Here is a 17,341-nt window from a genome sequence, read left to right on the forward strand (position 1 = left end):
ATAAGCCATACTTCAGGGAGGATCACTTCTCAGGAGGCAGACCACATTAACAGGCAGATATCTGCAAGACAAAGAGTAAGCACGTCGCATTGATCCAAAACGCAAGTTCGCCCGCGACAGACTGAGCTTCGGGCTCAAGCCGAAGGTCTACACCGACAGCACCAAGAACCTGCCCGAGGAGCAGCGCGAGCCGTCCGTATCGACCAAGGACCACCTGCCGTTCTTCGACGACGTGCCCTTCGTCGCCAAGCTCATCAAGTACCAGAAGCTCGCCAAGCTCAACGGCACCTACGTGGGCGAGGAGGGCCGCTTCGAGCCGCACCCGCGCAGCCCGGACGGCCAAATCTGGATCGAGCCCACCGGGTTCTGGAAGTACATCCACGACGGCTATATCCACCCGTCGTTCATGCTCCACCGGACGGTGACCGGGCGCACGGCCTCCGCCGATCCGAACGGGCAGAACTTCCCTAAGCGCGGCGAACTGGCCAAGGCGTACCGCAAAATCTTCGTGCCGACCCCCGGCTACAAGTTCATCGAATGCGACTTGTCGCAGATCGAGCTACGTCTGGTGGCGTGGATGGCCAACGAGCCGACCATGCTGGAGATTTACCGCTCGGGCGGCGACATCCACACGGCCACGGCTATCGCGGTCGCGGGCATCACGATGGAGGCATACCTAGCCCTCCCCGAGGACAAGCAAGAAGACTTCCGTCGCAAGGCCAAGGCCGTCTTGCCGCTGGAATACATTCGCTTGTATAATAAGATAAGATCATTCTGCTGATGATCATAGTACATGAATGGATTGCACATGCGAATATCGGTATGCCGAAAGAGTACTTCTCCCAACTCAATGTCAGATGGTATGTTCAAATCTGGACATCTACATCCCCGTTGGGTGGATCGAGCCGCGAGAATAAAGCTCCTCAAGGAGTTGGACTTAGGAACTTTGAAGATCACAGGTTCACCAATCGTCACTGCTGAGCGAAGTCGGCAATATGTTGAAACGACCTGTATCTCCTGTGGTGCAGTGAAAGAGCATCTAGTCGATAATCTGATCTCTGGAAAAACTAGGAGTTGCGTGTGTCAGAGGCGTCGGAAGTACAACGACCCTCGTGCAAAGATTTTAGGCGAGACGTATGACGCCATAAACCAGCGATGCAACAACCCTCGTAATGATAACTACAGCAATTATGGTGATCGAGGGATAGAGTGCCGCTTCTCACGAGAAGAGTTTATAACTTACATGCTGATCAATCATTATCATCGAGACTATCGAGGTGTTGAAATCGATCGCATCGATAACGACGGGCATTATGAAGCAGGCAACCTTCGACTGGTAAATAAGCGCGATAACCTGAGAAACAAGCACACCAATAAACTTATAAGGTACAAAGGGGACACCATCGTGGCGGCTGATCTCTGGTCATATTTGAAGAGGGATCATCCCGGGTTCTCGCTTTCACACGGAACTACGGCAAAGCTCGCGGCGGCGGGTGTTCCAATTGAGGAGATCTAGTCGCGCAAACCGCGAAAGAAGAGAAAACTTAAGTGAGGTTGTACATTGTTGATGCCAACCGCTCAAGGGCAGGGCGCGCTACGGATTGCACGAGGCCGCTCGTGGAGAGCGGCCTTGCAAGGTCTTGTCGTTATATCGTCAGGCAGCTTTCTTACGTCCACGCTTGGCTGGCGCTTTTGCAGGGGTACTCTTCATAGTGTCGTTGGCGGCGGCTTTCGCCTGGGCTGCCTTGGAGCGCTTCTGGCCCAGCCCCATGCTCCTTGCCAATTCGGATCGTTTGGCAGCATAAGCCGGAGCGACGATCGGATAGTCTTTGGGCAGCCCCCACTTTGTCCGGTACTCCGCAGGCGTCAGGCCCAGTGTTCCCAGGTGCCGCTTGAGCGACTTGTACTGCTTACCGTCTTCTAGGCTGATCAGATAGTCCGGAGTGATGGACTTCCTGATGGACACAGCAGGAGTGGGTTTGTCCTCTTCCTTCCTTACAGCAGGCTGGCCCGCCTGCTGAAGTGCGGCGTGAACATTTCCGATCAGGCTCGGAAGGTCAGCAGCCGGTACAGAGTTGTTGCTGACGAAAGCGGACACAATATCAGCCGCAAGCTCGATGTAGTTTGGGGCTGCTGTTTCGTTAGACATCTTGCGATCCCTTGTTGGAGGTGCTTGCGAGAGCAACCACCCCGTGTACTCGCACACTAATTGTCGATGAAGAATGGTCAGCAGCTATATGCTGATCCTGCCAATTGCAAGTATCAGACCTGAATTGCGAGCTTCTGTCATCAGCATGGAACATTTTGTAAATTCAGCTTCTGAGGGAGAATAGGGTCTCTCTTCAGAGGAGAGTAAGGGATAGCCATTACTTGAGCTTATAAAACGAGCGGGTCGAGGCGCTCATCGATAGCCTCATTGAGGCGGTTCGTGCCGGAGAGCTCGATTCCGCTATTTCCAGCGCTGCCGCTGAGCGAGGTCGTCTTCTGAACCGTGCTGGAAAGCCAAAAGCCGCCTGAGATTGCGGCAGGCGCGTTTGGCTCAATGAAGGGAGCTTTGGCCTGGTGACAACCTCCAAAAGGGGCTGCCACCCAGTAGAAGCATCCCTCCAGCAGTTCTGCATTTGGTTAGCTCAGGAAGCTGTCCAAGTTTGGAGCCTCAGAAGTGCCGAGCACCTCCTCTATCGTCAGTGCGACCGAGAGTGCCTGCAGATCAGCCCCTTCAGGGCAAATGATCTGCAGGCCTATTGGAAGACTTTCGGGCTTCTGCGGCAGGGGGATGCTCACAGCAGGACATGCAAAATAATTTGCAGGCTGAGTGTTGCGAGTCATGCCCAGAGCGAGGTTGAAGGCTTTCCGTTCGTCATCCAGGTCAGCTACGGGAGGCGGGGGCGTCGCGGTTGTTGGAGTGACCCAGCCGTCGAACCCTGAGAACTTCTTGGACACGCTCTGGCGGGATCTGGTTCGCTGTGCCTCAAGAGCCAGATAATCTGCTGCCGTCACATCAAGACCGGACGTGGCGCGCTTCGCGACAATCGGATCCATCTGGTCGCGACCGGCAAGGAAGCGATCTCGGCCAAGTGTCGCGATGAGGCAGGCGGGGAGAACAGCGGGAAAATAGCGCTCGCGCTCGCTCGCTTCAGGAACGGAAACAGGATTCAAGCGGCACCCTGCGGCCGACAGGGTCTCCATTGCACCCTTAATCTGCGTTTCGACGACCGGATCGAGGCTGTCGAAAAAGTACTCCTGTGGAACGCCAAGCCGGAGCGCCTCGACAGGCAGAGGGCGGGCTTCCGGCTCGCCGGTGAGTGCAGCCACCGCAATGGCTGCATCTCGTGCACTGCGCGTTAGGAGGCCGGGCGTATCCAGATGAGGGGCTAGGGGGAACGCTCCATCGGTCGAAAAGAAACCGGGGGTCGTCTTGAACCCGAAGATCCCGTTGAATGCGGCGGGGACGCGGACCGAACCGCCCGTATCCGAGCCAACGGCGAAAGCACATAGACCGGCCGCAACTGCAACGCCCGAACCGGAACTCGAGCCGCCAGGCAGGCGGGGAGTTTGTGCATCCCACGGATTTATAGGTGTTCCCTGAGCACTGGACACGCCGGTGATGCCGAGGGCGAACTCAACAGTCTTTGTCTTGCCGAGGATAACGCATCCTGCCTGACGCAAGCTCTTGACCAGAGGGCCCTCTGCGTCAGCGATGTCGTCGATGTTCATCTTGGAACCGGCTGTCGTAGGCATACCCTCGACGACGAACAGATCCTTAATGGCGACTGGTACACCCATCAACGGACCAAGATCTGTACCGGCCGCATAGAGCGCGTCGATCGCGCGGGCGGTCTCAAGTGCTTGCTCGGCGGCAACATGCTGGAATGCGCCGAGCACTGGGTCGAGCGCTTCGATGCGGGAAACGTAGGCCCGCGTCACCTGCTCAGATGAAATCTCGCCGGCTCGAAACCGTCGGGCGAAATCAGCAAGCCCTCCTTGACCAAGTGGATCATCTTTCAACACGACCATGCAGCGTTCCTTGTAACAATAAACCACAGCCGCTTTCCGCAGCACAGGTATGCGAACCGTGGCAGATGTCGATTTGCAGCGGAGGATAATATCCAGCTAAGCTCTGTCGAGAAAAAAGTGTTTGGCAGGGCTAGAACACGCGCACTAGGCTTTCCTTGCTGCAGAAGGTTCTATTTATCTCGCAGCAAGAGACTTCCTAGTGAAGCAGAAAAAATGGTGAGGAAACAAATGAGGATTGCAATCGCCGCTGCACTGGCAGCCACTCTGTCCATGATCGGCGCTCCTGCGCAAGCGCAGGTCGAGGTTGGCGTCATTAACAGCCTTTCAGGTAACTTCGCCGCGTTCGGTGAGCGTTATCGCACCGGTCTCCAAGTTGCACTCGAGGAAATTAATGCAAACGGCGGCATCAACGGCCAGCCGCTGACCCTGACGATTCAGGATGACCGATCCGAAGCGAAGAGCGCGCTTGCCGCGGCAGAGAGCTTCGCCAGCAAAGGCGTTCCACTTGTCATCGGATCTTACGCTTCCTCAATCACCGGACCACTTGCCCAGTACCTGACTCGTCAGAAGGTCCCCTTGGTTGTCCTGGGTAGTGCGGACGACAGCATTACGAAGCCCGGCTCGCCGTGGGTGTTCCGCGCCAAGCACAATTCAACGATCGTTGCGGATGCCTACTTCGACTACTTTGATTATCTCAAGAACATGAAGAAGGACGTGCCCCTTGAGACGGTCGCCATGCTCTACGGCAATGGTGCGTGGCCGACCTCTCTTGCGAAAGAGGGCAAGCGGCTCGCGTCGGAGCGCGGCTACAAGGTCGTTGGTGATCAGGCCTACGATCAGGGTGTCACCGACTTTCGGCCCATCCTGAACCGGTTCCGCGGAGCCAATCCAGATATCCTCTATATCGTGTCGTACGCTGAGGATGGCGTTGCGATCACCCGCCAGATGCTTGAGGTTGGCCTGAATGCTAAAGTGATCGCCATTGATACCTCCGCAGCTCTTCCGAGCTTTGTTGAACAGGTCGGCGACTCGGCTGAGCATGTCGCTACGGCCGTGAGCTGGAGCAAGGACGTCAAGTATCCCGGCGCTCAGGAACTCTATGAGCGCCTGAAGGCCAAGGCAGGCGGAGAGCCCTCATTTTACGAAGCAGAGGGATATCTCGCGCTGAAGGTTGCTGCTGATGCCTTGCGTCGTGCTGACCCGAAGTCGCGTGACTCCGTGCGTGAGGCGCTGGCCGCGACCGACATCACGACGCCTGTGACGACAGTCAATTTCAAGAGTACTGACGGCTTCCAGAACCAGAACCCGATCCGAAGCCTCATCCTGCAGATCCAGGATAGTGACCATATCACGGTATTCCCGGCGGACCTCGCTGCGCAGCAACCGCGTCATCCAACGCCGGAATGGTCGGCTCGCTAATGCAAATGGGCCGGCGGCACAGCCGCCGGTCCCTCCCAGGGCGGTAATCACATAAAATGACTGAGACTCGTCGCGCCCGGGCACCCTCGTGCCGCGGGCGAACGCGCGACAGCAATCAGGACGAAGAATGGCCGGGTTAGATATTTTCCTACAGAACGTTGCCAACGGCGTGCTGATAGGTGGCGTGTATGCCCTCATTGGAATTGGCTTGACCCTTGTGTTCGGGGTTATGCGAACGATCAACTTTGCTCACGGCGATTTCGTCGTGCTTGGTATGTACAGTGCCGTCCTCTTCAATGCCCTGCTCGGATGGGATCCGTATCTGTCACTGCTTCTTGCGATGCCGATCGGCTTTTTTGCCGGCGTCATAGTTGAGCGCTTCATCCTCTCACGTGTCATCGATGCGCCACCGGAATCGGCGCTTCTGGCGACGCTCGGAATCTCGCTGATTATCGGTAACACGATCCTGCTCACTTTCGGTGGCGAGCCGCGCTCCGTGCAGGTGTCGTATGCCTCATCGACCCTTTCGATCGCCGGGGTCAACGTCTCTATGGTCCTGCTCCTTGCTGGTATCGCTACAGTCATCATGATCGGGGCGCTCTATACCCTGCTGAACCGGACTGAAGTTGGCCGCGCTATCCGCGGCACTGCGGAAAATAGGCTTGGCGCCGAGCTCGTTGGTATCGACACGCGGCGGATCCACAGCATCGTCTTTGGCCTCGGAGTAATGCTGGCGGTCATGGCGGGTGTCACGCTCATCCCGCTCCTGTTCGCGACCCCAACCAACACCGGAGCCGTGTTCACCCTAAAGGCCTTCGTCGTGACGGTCCTTGGTGGACTGGGCAACGTCGGTGCGGCGATCGCTGGAGGCATCCTGCTAGGCGTCGTCGAGGTTCTGGGCGCATCCTACTTCATGTCCGAGTACCGTGAGGCTTATGGATTGATTGCGTTTCTCCTGATCCTGCTTTTCCGGCCTGAAGGCCTATTTGGACGGACGGTGAAGCGGGTATGACAAAGCATTTCCTTGGACTGGGCGTGCTGCTCGCTGTCGGCATAGTGTACCCGGCAATCTTCCCTAATTACCTGACGATTGCGATCTCTGTCCTTCTATTCGCCGGCTGGGCCACGTCCTGGGACCTGCTAGGGGGCTGGAATGGACAGGTGAGCCTTGGTCATGCATCGTTCGTGGGCCTCGGGGCATACTTTGTTGCCATCGGTCAGAGCCGATTCGGACTTGCACCATGGTGGACAATGGCTATGGCGGCCGCTTTTGCGGCAGCGCTCGGCTATTTCTGGGGATGGCTGACCTTCAGCCTGCGCGGACCGTACTTCTCGCTCTCCACCATCGCGGTTGCGGAGATCCTCCGGCTGGTTGCCATCAACGAGGAGTGGTTAACCGGAGGCGCTACGGGCGTATTCATTGCAACCCTCCCCGAGCCGTTCGGAATCGACCTCTTCTCCAGAGTGGCCCAGTTCTACATGGCGCTCGCCTTTGCAGCCGTGGTGGTTGCGACCGTCATCGTGATCTCTCGAGCCCGGTTCGGCTATCAGCTACGGGCTGTGCGCGAGGACGAGGACTCGGCGATGGCTGCCGGCATTGATCCGACAACGACGAAGCTGAAGGCGTTCATGCTTTCGGCTGCGCTCACGTCAATCGGCGGCGGAATCTACGGGATCGTGTTGGCTTTCATAGAGCCGCACGTCATTTTTGCCCTTCTCCTATCCGTGCAGATCGCCCTCACAGCGATTATCGGTGGGCGGGGAACGATCTGGGGACCAGCTGTTGGCGCACTCGTATTGATTGGTGCTGGAGAGATGTTTCGCACCACGTTCGCTGAGGCGAACATGCTGATCTACGGGATCCTGATCCTCGTGGTCGTGCTTTTCGTGCCCCGCGGCATCGTCGGGGAGCTGGCCCGTAGACGTATTCGGAGGCTCTATGCCAAACGTGCTCAGGGCTGACGGCATCACCGTCAAATTCGGCGGGGTAACGGCTGTCAACAACGTGTCCCTATCCCTCGGCTCCGGTGAGATTCTTGGATTGATCGGTCCGAATGGCGCCGGCAAGACTACCCTGTTCAATGCCGTGACGGGCTTTGCTCCAGTGCATTCCGGCAGGATTACCTTGCTCGACAAGGATATTACGGCATTGCCGGCATTTAAGCGGACCCGTTTGGGCTTCGGCCGGACATTCCAAACTGAACGGCCCTTTGAGGAGCTGACGGTACTGGAGAATGTGCTCATTGCCGCGTTTCTGACGGCAGGCCGACGGAGCGAGGCCGAGCGCCTTGCAATGAACGTGCTTGAGCAAGTAGGGCTGGCAGATCGCGCCCACCAGCCAGCACTGGATCTCAACCTAGCGCGCCGACGGCGGCTGGAACTGGCGAAGGCGCTCGCGGTAAGGCCGAAGGTGATCTTTCTCGATGAAATCATGGCGGGTCTGAATCCCCCCGCATTACGGGAGATGATTGCTTTCGTGAGGACGTTGAGCACGCAAGGTCTCGCGGTTCTGATGGTCGAGCACATCATGGAGGCGATCATCGAGTTGTCCGATCATGTGATCGTGCTCGCAAGCGGCGAGAAGATCGCGGAAGGCACTCCGCAGCAGGTAACGAGTGATGAGCGCGTGATCGAAGCGTACTTGGGGACCGACTGATGGGGCAGGCAATTCTGCAGGTTGACAATGTCGACCTTGGCTATGGCACACTAAAGGTGGTGTTCGGTGCGTCTCTCCATGTGAGCCGCGGCGAATTGGTCGGCCTCGTGGGGGGAAACGGCAGCGGCAAGTCGACGATCCTCAGGGCGATCTCTGGCATGATTGCTCCGTGGAGCGGGCGCATCATGTTCGATGGCGAGGAAGTTAAGGGGGCACGGCCTCACCAGATGGCTCGTAAGGGATTGGCCCATGTACCTATGGGCCGACAGCTGTTCCCGAATATGTCCGTGCGGGAAAACCTGATGCTGGGGGCCTTCTTGCCTGAAGCAAAGGCTGCCCGGGACGAGAATATGGCGAAAGTCGAGACTCTCTTCCCCGACCTCGTTCGTTACGCCAATGCCATGGCTGGGCAATTGTCGGGTGGACAGCAGCAGATGGTGGCTATTGCGCGTGCTCTTATGCTTGGGCCCAAGATGCTGATCATGGACGAGCCAAGTCTCGGCCTATCGCCGCTCTTCGTCAAAGAAGTAATGGCAGCCATCAGGCGGGTCGCCGAGACCGGTCTCCCAATCCTGCTGGTGGAGCAGAATGTAAAGCAGGTCCTCGCCGTCAGCCACCGCGTTTACGTACTCGAAAATGGCAGGCAGGTGCTTGATGGTCCGTCAAAGGAGTTACAGGGACATCCGATGATCCGTAAGGCTTATCTCGGTCTTTAGCCTGCGAGAGGTAAGTGCATTGAGCCGGCGTATGTGCACTAGGCTCGTACGTGTCAGGAGAGCGATGTTCTAACAGGAACTCCGCCGTACAGGCATGGCAAGTAGCAGAAAGGCTAAGGAGCAGCCAAGGTGAGTGGGTCTTGTCGCTGCGTGGTTACAGGGGCAAAAAAGCCTCCGCTGGCGGCTCAGAACCGCACTCATCGCCTGAGCCGCGGCCAAGCCAGTCAGGGTCTCACGACCACGTTCCCAATCACTGCCCCCTGCTCGACACATTCGCTGTTGTGACTGCACGACACTTAGGAAACTTCATCTAAATGGTTGAGGCTTGCCATAAGGTCAGCGAATCGCTCGCCCTGAATGACGATATGGGCTCGAGCATGCTCCTGGGCTGCCGCACCTTGGCCGTCTAAGATCGCCGTAACGATCTGTTCATGCTCAGCAATGGAGGTTGTGATCCGGCCTCGGATGCGAAGCTGCAACCTGCGATAAGGCTTAAGCCGGTTGTGTAGCCGAATGGCTTCAGCTGCCAGAAATTGATTTCGGCTAGCCCGGTACACAACATGATGGAAGCGCTCATTTTCGTAGTAGTACTTGTCGGCATCACCGTGATGAGCGGCCTCTTGGCACTTTCTGTGCGCCAGCAAAAGAGCTTCTTTGTCCTGATCCGAGAGCCGCCGTGACGCCAGGCGGGCGCACATGCCCTCAAGTTCTGCCATCACCTCAAACATTTCAACCAGACGGTCGGGGGAAACCTGCGCAACCACTGCACCACGCCGTGGACGCATCTCGATTAGCCCCGAGGCGGCGAGTTGGTGCAGCGCTTCACGCACAGGGGTGCGTGAGACGCCAAAGCGCGCTGCAAGCTGGACCTCATCGAGCCGCTCACCTGCTTTCAGCGCCCCGGTCACGATCTCGGTCTCAACGGCGTCACGCAATGTGACGGCACGGCTCTTCGAATTTGGATTATCTCCTCGCATGCCAGACTCATACCTGATCTCTCGTGTTATGTATACAAGAACGCTTGACTTGAGTGCAAAGCTCTTGTCTCATCCCGGAGCTAGAGTCCGCACATGCATAAAGAGGCGGGCAAGCCACGGAGGAAATACCTATGCGCAACTACGTGCACACACTTCTTGGCGCGACCGCCTTGTTGGCCTTAGGCCTCTCGGCTGCATCGGCCCAAACCACGCTGAAGGCTTCGCACCAGTTTCCTGGTGGAAAGGGCGACCCCCGCGACGAGATGGTCCAGATGATCGCGCGGAATGTCGAGAACGCTAACGTCGGCTTGAAGATCCAGGTCTTCCCCGGCGCCTCGCTCTACAAGCCTCAGGAGCAGTGGGGTGCCCTCACAAAGGGGCAACTCGACCTGACCTCCTTCCCCCTGGACTATGCCTCGGGGCGGCACCCGCAATTCTCAGCCACCCTGATGCCTGGTCTCGTGCGGAATTTCGAGCGCGCGGAGCGGCTGAATGACTCCGAGTTCATGAAGGACATCAAGAGAATCGTCGAGGATGCAGGCGCGATCGTCATTGCTGATGCATGGCTCTCCGGTGCCTTTGCCTCAAAGAAGAACTGCATCCGCGGTCCGGAAACAGTTAAGGGCCAAGTGACCCGCGCAGCTGGCCCGGCATTCGAGGAGATGCTGGCGAAGGCGGGGGCTTCGATTGCCTCCATGCCGTCGTCGGAGATCTACCCTGCAATGCAGACTGGCGTGCTTGATGCCGCGAACACCTCCTCGGAGAGTTTTGTCTCTTACCGCCTCTTCGAGCAGGCAAAGTGCCTTACTGCCCCCGGAGAGAATGCCCTCTGGTTTATGTATGAACCAGTGCTGATATCGAAGAAAGTTTTCGATAAGCTCAAGCCCGAACAACAGAAAGCAATTCTCGAGGCCGGCGAGAAAGCCGAGAAGTGGTTCGCGCAAGAGGCCAAGAAAGGCGACGAGAAGATGATCGACACCTTCAAGAAAGCAGGGGTCGAGGTCGTCGAGATGTCGCCGGAGGACTACCAAGCTTGGCTCAATGTGGCGAAGGAGTCTTCGTACAAGAATTTTGCCGAGAAGGTGAAAGGCGGTCAGGATCTGATCGATAAGGCTCTGGCTGTCCAATAGGTGCCCACACCCGTGAACTGTGGGATTAGCCCCGCAGTTCACCTGCCCCTTTCGGCTCTATGCCTGCCTTCTGATAGTCTTTGAGCCCACAATGACCCGACATTTGATCGCAATCACCGATGGCCTATCGAAGGCCTTCGCGGTTGTTGCCGTACTCCTGCTGATTGCCGCCATGCTGGTGATCTGCCAGATGGTTTTCTCACGCTACATCTTTCGCTGGCCGACCATCTGGCAGACCGACTTCGTGATTTATGCTGCAACAGCCGCCGTTTTCCTGGGGGCGCCCTACGTATTATTGACGAAGGGACATGTCGGTGTGGATGTGATTGAGACGGTGGTGCAACCGCGCACGAAACGTGTCCTGCGGTATATTGGGAGCGCATTGGGGCTCACCTTTTGTGCCACCATGTTCATCGCGAGTTGGATGTACTTCCACGAGGCCTGGGATGAAGGTTGGACGACCTCCTCCCTCTGGCGCATCCCGCTTTGGATTCCTGTTCTGCCAATGCTGATCGGCTTTGGACTGCTGTGCCTGCAATATCTTGCCGAGATCCTCAAGCTGAAAGATGCCGAGCCATGAACCCTGCAGCAGCCGGATTCCTCATCATCGTCGTTCTTTTTGCTCTACTCGCCACCGGTATGCCGATCGCCTTTGCGCTGGGTCTTGCTGCTGTCTCTGCCCTTCTCTTGACAGAGGGTTTCGACATCTTCGGTGTGTTGGCCGAGACCATGTTTGCCGGCATTGCCAATCTTGCCTTCGTCGCAATACCGATGTTCGTGCTCATGGGCGCTGCCGTGGCGACCTCTCCCGCAGGGCGTGACCTCTACGAGGCGCTTGATCGCTGGCTCAACCGAGTACCGGGTGGTCTCATCCTCTCCAATCTGGGGGCCTGCGCGATTTTCTCCGGCATGACTGGATCAAGCCCTGCTACTTGCGCAGCTATCGGCAAGATGGGCATCCCGGAGATGATGAAACGCGGCTACCCGGGCTCTGTGGCGACCGGCTCCATCGCGGCCGGTGGCACACTCGGGATCCTGATCCCACCCTCCGTCACCATGATCGTCTACGGCATCGCAACCGAGACTTCGATTGGCCGGCTCTTTCTGGCAGGTGTTATGCCAGGTCTGATGCTCACAGCCATGTTTATGGCTTGGGCACTGTTCGACGCCAAGCGGAAGGGGTTCACCTTTAGCGATGCTGGAGCAGGGTTTACCTTCAGAGATAAACTCACCGCCCTTCCACGGGTCATACCGTTTCTCATTATCATCCTCGGTACGCTGTATGTGCTCTATGGGGGCATTGCGACTCCCTCGGAAGCTGCGGGCGCAGGAGCATTTCTGACCCTGCTTGTTGTTGTCCTGATCTACCGTTTGGTCCGCCCCAAGCCTGTGATGGAGATCTTCTCAAGTACCATGCGGGAGAGCGTCATGATCATGATGATCCTGGCGGCGGCTGAGCTCTTCGCTTTTGCCCTCTCCTCGCTCTTCATCACCCAGACAGTCGCGTCAACTATCGCGGAACTCGAGGTCAACCGTTGGGTGCTGATGGGGCTCATCAATGTCTTTCTTCTCATCGCGGGCATGTTCCTGCCCCCGGTTGCTGTGATCGTCATGGCTACCCCGCTTCTACTGCCGATTATTTTGGAGGCTGGATTTGACCCTTATTGGTTTGCCGTGGTGCTCACGATCAACATGGAAGTCGGCCTTATTACGCCCCCTGTCGGTCTCAATTTGTTCGTGATTAATGCTATCGCACCCCAGGTGCCCACTAAGGACGTTTTATGGGGCGCGCTCCCCTATGTATTCGTCATGTTCCTTGGCATCCTGATCCTGTGCCTTCTTCCCGGAATCGCCACATGGTTGCCGGACCAGATCTTGGGGCCGCTCTGATGAACATTTCATTCTTTAGCGATCTTTTGTCGACAATTACAGAGCGCGGGCGCAGTCTCATTGAACCCTTGCGCGAGATCCGCCCTCAAGGTGAGCAACAAACCGCAGCAATCGTCGAAATGTCTGAGGCGCTTCTCTCAAGGCGAGGGGAGGCATCGGGTGTCGCCATTGCCAGCCGCATTCTCGAGACCTACGCCAGCCTTACCGTCGGCCCCCGAATTGCCTTCTTCGAAGCATTGGCGACCCGCTTTGGTTGTGATGCTCCCCGCATATCGGCAGCTATGGAGACCTATCAGGCCAATCCGAACGAGAGGACTGCCCAAGAATTGCATGTGGCTGCGGAGCCTCGCCGTCAGGAGTTGTTCCGGCGGTTGAACCTTGCTCCCGCTGGTACACGTAGCTTGGTGGCCATGCGCGAGGACCTCTTGGCAGCGTTGTCTCGCCGTCCTGATCTAGCAGTGGTCGATGCGGATCTGAAGCACCTCTTCTCCTCTTGGTTCAATCGAGGTTTTCTGGTCGTTCGCCGCATAGACTGGACCACTTCGGCTCATATCCTGGAGAAGATCATCCGCTATGAGGCTGTGCACGAAATCCGTGACTGGGATGACCTTCGCCGCCGCCTTGAGCCGTCTGACCGACGTTGCTTCGCTTTTTTCCATCCGGCGCTCAACGATGAGCCTCTGATCTTTGTGGAGATCGCGCTGGCCCAGGAGATCCCGGCGGCCATCGAGCCCTTGCTAGCCGCGGATCGTATGCCGTTGGCGGCGGCGCAGACCACAACGGCTGTGTTCTACTCAATCTCCAATTGCCAGAAGGGACTGCAGGGCATCTCCTTTGGCAATTTTCTGATCAAGCAGGTTGCGGAGGAACTCAAGCGAGAACTACCAGGGCTCGACACGTTTGTGACCCTCTCACCTGTGCCAGGATTCAGCTCTTGGCTTGAAAGGCATCTCGCCCAGGAGAACCCCGCAGGCCTCACGCCTGAGCAGCAGGACATCCTTCGAAACTCTGCCGACCCAGACTGGGTCTTGGACCCCGAACGGGTTCAGGCGGTCAACCGGGCACTCCTGCCCGCTGCTGCCTGCTACTTCCTGCATGCCAAGAAATCGGACGGAAAGCCTATTGATCCGGTCGCACGTTTTCACCTCGGTAATGGAGCGCGCCTGGAGCGCCTCAACCCGGGCGGAGACCTCTCTCCCAAGGGCCTGCGCCAGAGCCGCAGCCTAATGGTGAATTACCTCTACGATCTGGACAGGATCGAGCAGAACCATGAGGCCTATGCCAATCATGGGACGGTAACAGCTTCTGCTTCGGTGAAACGTGCGCTGCGCGCGGATCCCGGCCGGGCACTCGCACCTGCTCACTAGGACGGAAGAAACCTCTTTCACAGGCTGAATGCTTCATGTCAAATCATCTTTACGACCTGATCCGCTCCCGTATGCCGGCTCCCGAGAAGACCTTCGCTGAGGCGGAGGATGGGCGCTCGTACAGCTACCAGGATGTCGAGGCCATCTCAGCTCGCTTCGCCAATGCCCTGATCGAACTGGGTGTCAGGCCAGGAGACCGCGTGGCGGTGCAAGTGGAAAAGAGCATTGAGGCCACCATGCTCTATCTCGGCTGTATCCGTGCCGGCGCTATATTCCTCCCTCTCAACACGGCATATACGGCGGCGGAAATCGATTACTTCCTAACGGATGCAGAGCCTCGCGTGTTCGTCTGTGATCCGGCACGCCGCGAGGCCCTTGCTCCCGTAGCTGGGAAGGCTGGCGCGCTCATCGAGACGCTTGGAGCCTCAACGGGGCAGGGAACATCTGCCGGAACGCTTGCTGACCGGGCATTCGCAGCCCCGCTCCAGTTCGACGATGTTGATCGTGGGCCGGATGATCTTGCGGCCATCCTCTACACATCCGGCACGACTGGCCGTTCGAAAGGTGCCATGCTCTCTCATGAGAACCTTGCCTCGAACGCCCGTACCCTGGTTGAAGAGTGGCGCTTTTCGGCCGACGACGTGCTGATCCATGCGCTCCCGATCTTTCATACTCACGGACTCTTTGTCGCCACGAATGTTGTGCTGCTCTCCGGCGCGTCGATGCTGTTCCTCGCGAAGTTCGATCCGGACCGGATTTTGGCTCTGATGCCGCGTGCCACCGCCATGATGGGAGTGCCGACCTTCTACGTACGCCTCCTCCAGCATCCGGACCTTACGCGGGAGACGACCGCCAACATCCGCCTGTTCGTCTCGGGCTCAGCGCCGCTCCTCGCCGAAACACATCGGGAATGGCAGGCCAGGACCGGTCATGCCATTCTTGAACGCTATGGCATGACCGAAACCAACATGAACACGTCAAACCCTTATGAGGGTGATCGGATCGCCGGTACGGTCGGCTTCCCACTGCCGGGAGTTGAGGTCCGCATCACTGAACCAGAAAGCGGACAGGTGCTCGGCAACAATGAAATCGGCATGATCGAGGTCAAGGGCCCCAATGTGTTCAAGGGCTACTGGCGCATGCCTGAAAAGACAGAATCCGAATTCCGGCCAGACGGTTTCTTCATCACAGGCGACCTCGGGAAAATTGACGAGAAAGGCTACGTGCATATCCTTGGCCGTGGGAAGGACCTGATCATCACAGGCGGCTATAACGTCTATCCGAAGGAGATCGAGAGCGAGATCGACGCCATCAATGGCGTGGTCGAGAGTGCGGTAATCGGTGTGCCGCACCACGACTTCGGCGAGGGCGTGACGGCTGTGGTTGTTAAGGATGGTACCGCCCAGCTGGAGGAGAAGGACATTCACTCCGTTCTGGAAGGGCGGCTTGCCCGGTATAAGTTGCCGAAGCGCGTTATCTTTGTTGATGAGCTTCCCCGCAATACGATGGGCAAGGTGCAGAAAAACATTCTCCGTGACCGCTTCGCCGATCTCTACAGGTCGACCAGCGCACCATGAACTCCAGCAGCCGAGGCAAGGACGTGCAGCTCTACACCTATTTCCGCTCTTCGGCCGCATACCGGGTTCGGATTGCACTCGCGCTGAAAGGGATCGCCTATGCGTCCGTGCCCGTCAACCTTCTCAAGGGCGCACAGGACGAGAATGCATTCAAGGCGGTCAACCCGCAGGGCCGGGTTCCCGCCCTCGTTGTTGATAATGATGTTCTAATTCAGTCACCAGCGATCCTGGAGTACCTGGAAGACTGCTATCCCCATCCGCCGCTTCTGCCTTCACTTCCTTTGGATAGAGCCAAAATCCGAGGCGTTTGCTCTTTGATTGCCTGCGACATCCATCCGCTCAACAACATCGGCGTCCTGCGTTACCTGAGGCATTGGATGGGGCAGGATCAAGCCTCCATCGATGCTTGGTACGCACACTGGATCAGGGAGGGCTTTGATGCTCTCGAGTGTTTCCTGAAACCCGGCCCCTTTGCCTTTGGCCAGCATCTAACTCTCGCCGATGTCTAGCTCGTACCTCAAGTTTACAACGCACGGCGCATGAACATATCCTTGGACGGGAATCCAAATGTTTGCGCAGTGGATGCCGCCTGTGCTGGGGTTCCCGCCTTCGTGACGGCACATCCCGATAACCAGGATGAAGCCGGATAGAACAGGAGAGCTGTTCTAGTGGCATTCTGTATTCCGAATAACGTGACGAGCTTGAGGCTGTGATTGATCCGGGCGAGTGTGTCGACAATTGGTCCGCAGCATTGTGGCAGGGAGGATAATTTATGCTGACGATCTGGGGACGCAAGAACTCGATCAAGGTCCAGAAAGTGCTGTGGTGTTGTGGCGAGATCGGCCTGAACTTTCGCCGCATCGATGCTGGGCGAGAGTTCGGAATTAATGACACACCGGAGTTTCTCCAGCTCAATCCTAACGGCCTGGTGCCGACGATAGAGGATGATGGCTTCGTACTTTGGGAGTCGAATGTCATCGTCCGATACCTCGCGACAAAGCACAGGGCACACGTCCTTTATCCACCGGACCTTCGGTCGAGGTTTGATGTCGAGCGCTGGATGGACTGGCATGCGACGACCCTGTGGCCAACCTTGCGGCCCGTCTTCTTCGGGCTGATCCGGACACCGCCTGAGCAAAGGGATCATGCAATGCTGAGGAAAGCGCAAATTGGGGCGGAACAGGCATTTGGGATCCTCGTCCGGCACCATTCAGATCGTCCTTACGTTACAGGCGAGACATTCACGATTGGCGATATTCCGCTCGGAATCGCAGCCTTTCGGTGGTACGCGCTTGATATAGCTCGCCCGGTTCTTCCCAGCCTGGACGCCTGGTATCATAGACTCCGGGAACGTCCTGCATTCCAGGCGAATGTGGCAGGACCTTTGAGCTAGGACAGCGCAGGGCGGCATCTTGGCCCTATCAGTACCCCCAAGATATACTGCGGCTTGAGGCGCGAGTGATGGCGAGCAGGCTTCGATCTGTGAAGCTTCGGGATCAACTTGCTCATCCGCGCGACAGGCTCTGGCATCTCCCGGCGCGGATTCAGCTAAAGCATCGGACGGTTAAACGGACGCATAGCCGGCAGCCCTG

At 57.5% G+C, this 17,341-nt stretch carries 16 protein-coding genes and 1 pseudogene; 14 read left to right on the forward strand and 3 right to left on the reverse strand.

Annotation, left to right across the window (positions count from 1 at the left end):
• The first annotated feature begins 169 nt into the window (after positions 1-169).
• Positions 170-781 carry a DNA polymerase gene (locus tag LG661_RS21685; RefSeq protein ID WP_268995506.1) on the forward strand — a complete coding sequence of 204 codons (612 nt, stop codon included), beginning with the start codon at positions 170-172 and terminating at the stop codon, positions 779-781.
• Between the two features lie 462 nt (positions 782-1,243).
• Positions 1,244-1,516: a hypothetical protein gene (locus LG661_RS21690; RefSeq protein ID WP_230534095.1), complete on the forward strand. Its 273-nt coding sequence runs from the start codon at positions 1,244-1,246 to the stop codon at positions 1,514-1,516.
• 138 nt (positions 1,517-1,654) lie between these two features.
• Here the strand turns inward: LG661_RS21690 and LG661_RS21695 are convergent, their stop codons facing one another.
• A complete protein-coding gene (locus LG661_RS21695; protein WP_230534096.1) occupies positions 1,655-2,149 on the reverse strand; it encodes a MucR family transcriptional regulator in 495 nt (164 codons plus the stop codon).
• 476 nt (positions 2,150-2,625) lie between these two features.
• Positions 2,626-4,017, reverse strand: coding sequence for an amidase (locus tag LG661_RS21700; protein ID WP_230534097.1), 1,392 nt, complete (start codon positions 4,015-4,017; stop codon positions 2,626-2,628).
• Between the two features lie 228 nt (positions 4,018-4,245).
• Here LG661_RS21700 and LG661_RS21705 point away from each other — a divergent pair, with 228 nt between their 5' ends.
• The 5 genes from LG661_RS21705 (at position 4,246) to LG661_RS21725 (ending at position 8,808) form a co-directional block, all read left to right on the forward strand.
• On the forward strand, positions 4,246-5,436 hold the full coding sequence (locus LG661_RS21705; RefSeq protein ID WP_230534098.1) for an ABC transporter substrate-binding protein: 1,191 nt from the start codon (positions 4,246-4,248) through the stop codon (positions 5,434-5,436).
• Between the two features lie 127 nt (positions 5,437-5,563).
• Positions 5,564-6,448: a branched-chain amino acid ABC transporter permease gene (locus tag LG661_RS21710; RefSeq protein WP_230534099.1), complete on the forward strand. Its 885-nt coding sequence runs from the start codon at positions 5,564-5,566 to the stop codon at positions 6,446-6,448.
• Positions 6,445-7,398, forward strand: a complete 954-nt coding sequence (locus LG661_RS21715; RefSeq protein WP_230534100.1) for a branched-chain amino acid ABC transporter permease — start codon at positions 6,445-6,447, stop codon at positions 7,396-7,398. The genes LG661_RS21710 and LG661_RS21715 overlap by 4 nt, the downstream gene beginning before the upstream one ends.
• Positions 7,376-8,092, forward strand: a complete 717-nt coding sequence (locus tag LG661_RS21720; protein WP_230534101.1) for an ABC transporter ATP-binding protein — start codon at positions 7,376-7,378, stop codon at positions 8,090-8,092. Before LG661_RS21715 ends, LG661_RS21720 begins: the two co-directional genes overlap by 23 nt.
• Entirely contained in the window at positions 8,092-8,808 is a 717-nt protein-coding gene (locus LG661_RS21725) for an ABC transporter ATP-binding protein (RefSeq protein ID WP_230534102.1), read from the forward strand. The genes LG661_RS21720 and LG661_RS21725 overlap by 1 nt, the downstream gene beginning before the upstream one ends.
• A gap of 296 nt (positions 8,809-9,104) precedes the next feature.
• Here the strand turns inward: LG661_RS21725 and LG661_RS21730 are convergent, their stop codons facing one another.
• Complete coding sequence (locus tag LG661_RS21730) at positions 9,105-9,785, reverse strand: GntR family transcriptional regulator (protein WP_230534103.1); 681 nt, start codon at positions 9,783-9,785, stop codon at positions 9,105-9,107.
• A gap of 131 nt (positions 9,786-9,916) precedes the next feature.
• Here LG661_RS21730 and LG661_RS21735 point away from each other — a divergent pair, with 131 nt between their 5' ends.
• The 7 genes and pseudogenes from LG661_RS21735 to LG661_RS21765 all read left to right on the forward strand — a co-directional run bounded on the left by LG661_RS21735 (position 9,917) and on the right by LG661_RS21765 (position 17,142).
• Entirely contained in the window at positions 9,917-10,915 is a 999-nt protein-coding gene (locus tag LG661_RS21735; protein ID WP_230534104.1) for a TRAP transporter substrate-binding protein, read from the forward strand.
• 91 nt (positions 10,916-11,006) lie between these two features.
• Positions 11,007-11,495, forward strand: coding sequence for a TRAP transporter small permease subunit (locus LG661_RS21740; RefSeq protein ID WP_230534105.1), 489 nt, complete (start codon positions 11,007-11,009; stop codon positions 11,493-11,495).
• A complete protein-coding gene (locus LG661_RS21745; RefSeq protein WP_230534106.1) occupies positions 11,492-12,805 on the forward strand; it encodes a TRAP transporter large permease in 1,314 nt (437 codons plus the stop codon). The genes LG661_RS21740 and LG661_RS21745 overlap by 4 nt, the downstream gene beginning before the upstream one ends.
• Entirely contained in the window at positions 12,802-14,172 is a 1,371-nt protein-coding gene (locus LG661_RS21750) for a malonyl-CoA decarboxylase (RefSeq protein WP_230534109.1), read from the forward strand. The genes LG661_RS21745 and LG661_RS21750 overlap by 4 nt, the downstream gene beginning before the upstream one ends.
• Positions 14,173-14,207: 35 nt before the next feature.
• Positions 14,208-15,749, forward strand: coding sequence for a malonate--CoA ligase (locus tag LG661_RS21755; protein WP_230534107.1), 1,542 nt, complete (start codon positions 14,208-14,210; stop codon positions 15,747-15,749).
• 23 nt (positions 15,750-15,772) lie between these two features.
• A pseudogene (maiA, locus tag LG661_RS21760) lies at positions 15,773-16,399 on the forward strand (maleylacetoacetate isomerase).
• 122 nt (positions 16,400-16,521) lie between these two features.
• Positions 16,522-17,142: a glutathione S-transferase family protein gene (locus tag LG661_RS21765; RefSeq protein WP_230534108.1), complete on the forward strand. Its 621-nt coding sequence runs from the start codon at positions 16,522-16,524 to the stop codon at positions 17,140-17,142.
• The last annotated feature ends 199 nt before the right edge of the window (positions 17,143-17,341 follow it).

The sequence above is a fragment of the Microvirga roseola genome, assembly GCF_020866965.1.
Taxonomy (GTDB): domain Bacteria; phylum Pseudomonadota; class Alphaproteobacteria; order Rhizobiales; family Beijerinckiaceae; genus Microvirga; species Microvirga roseola.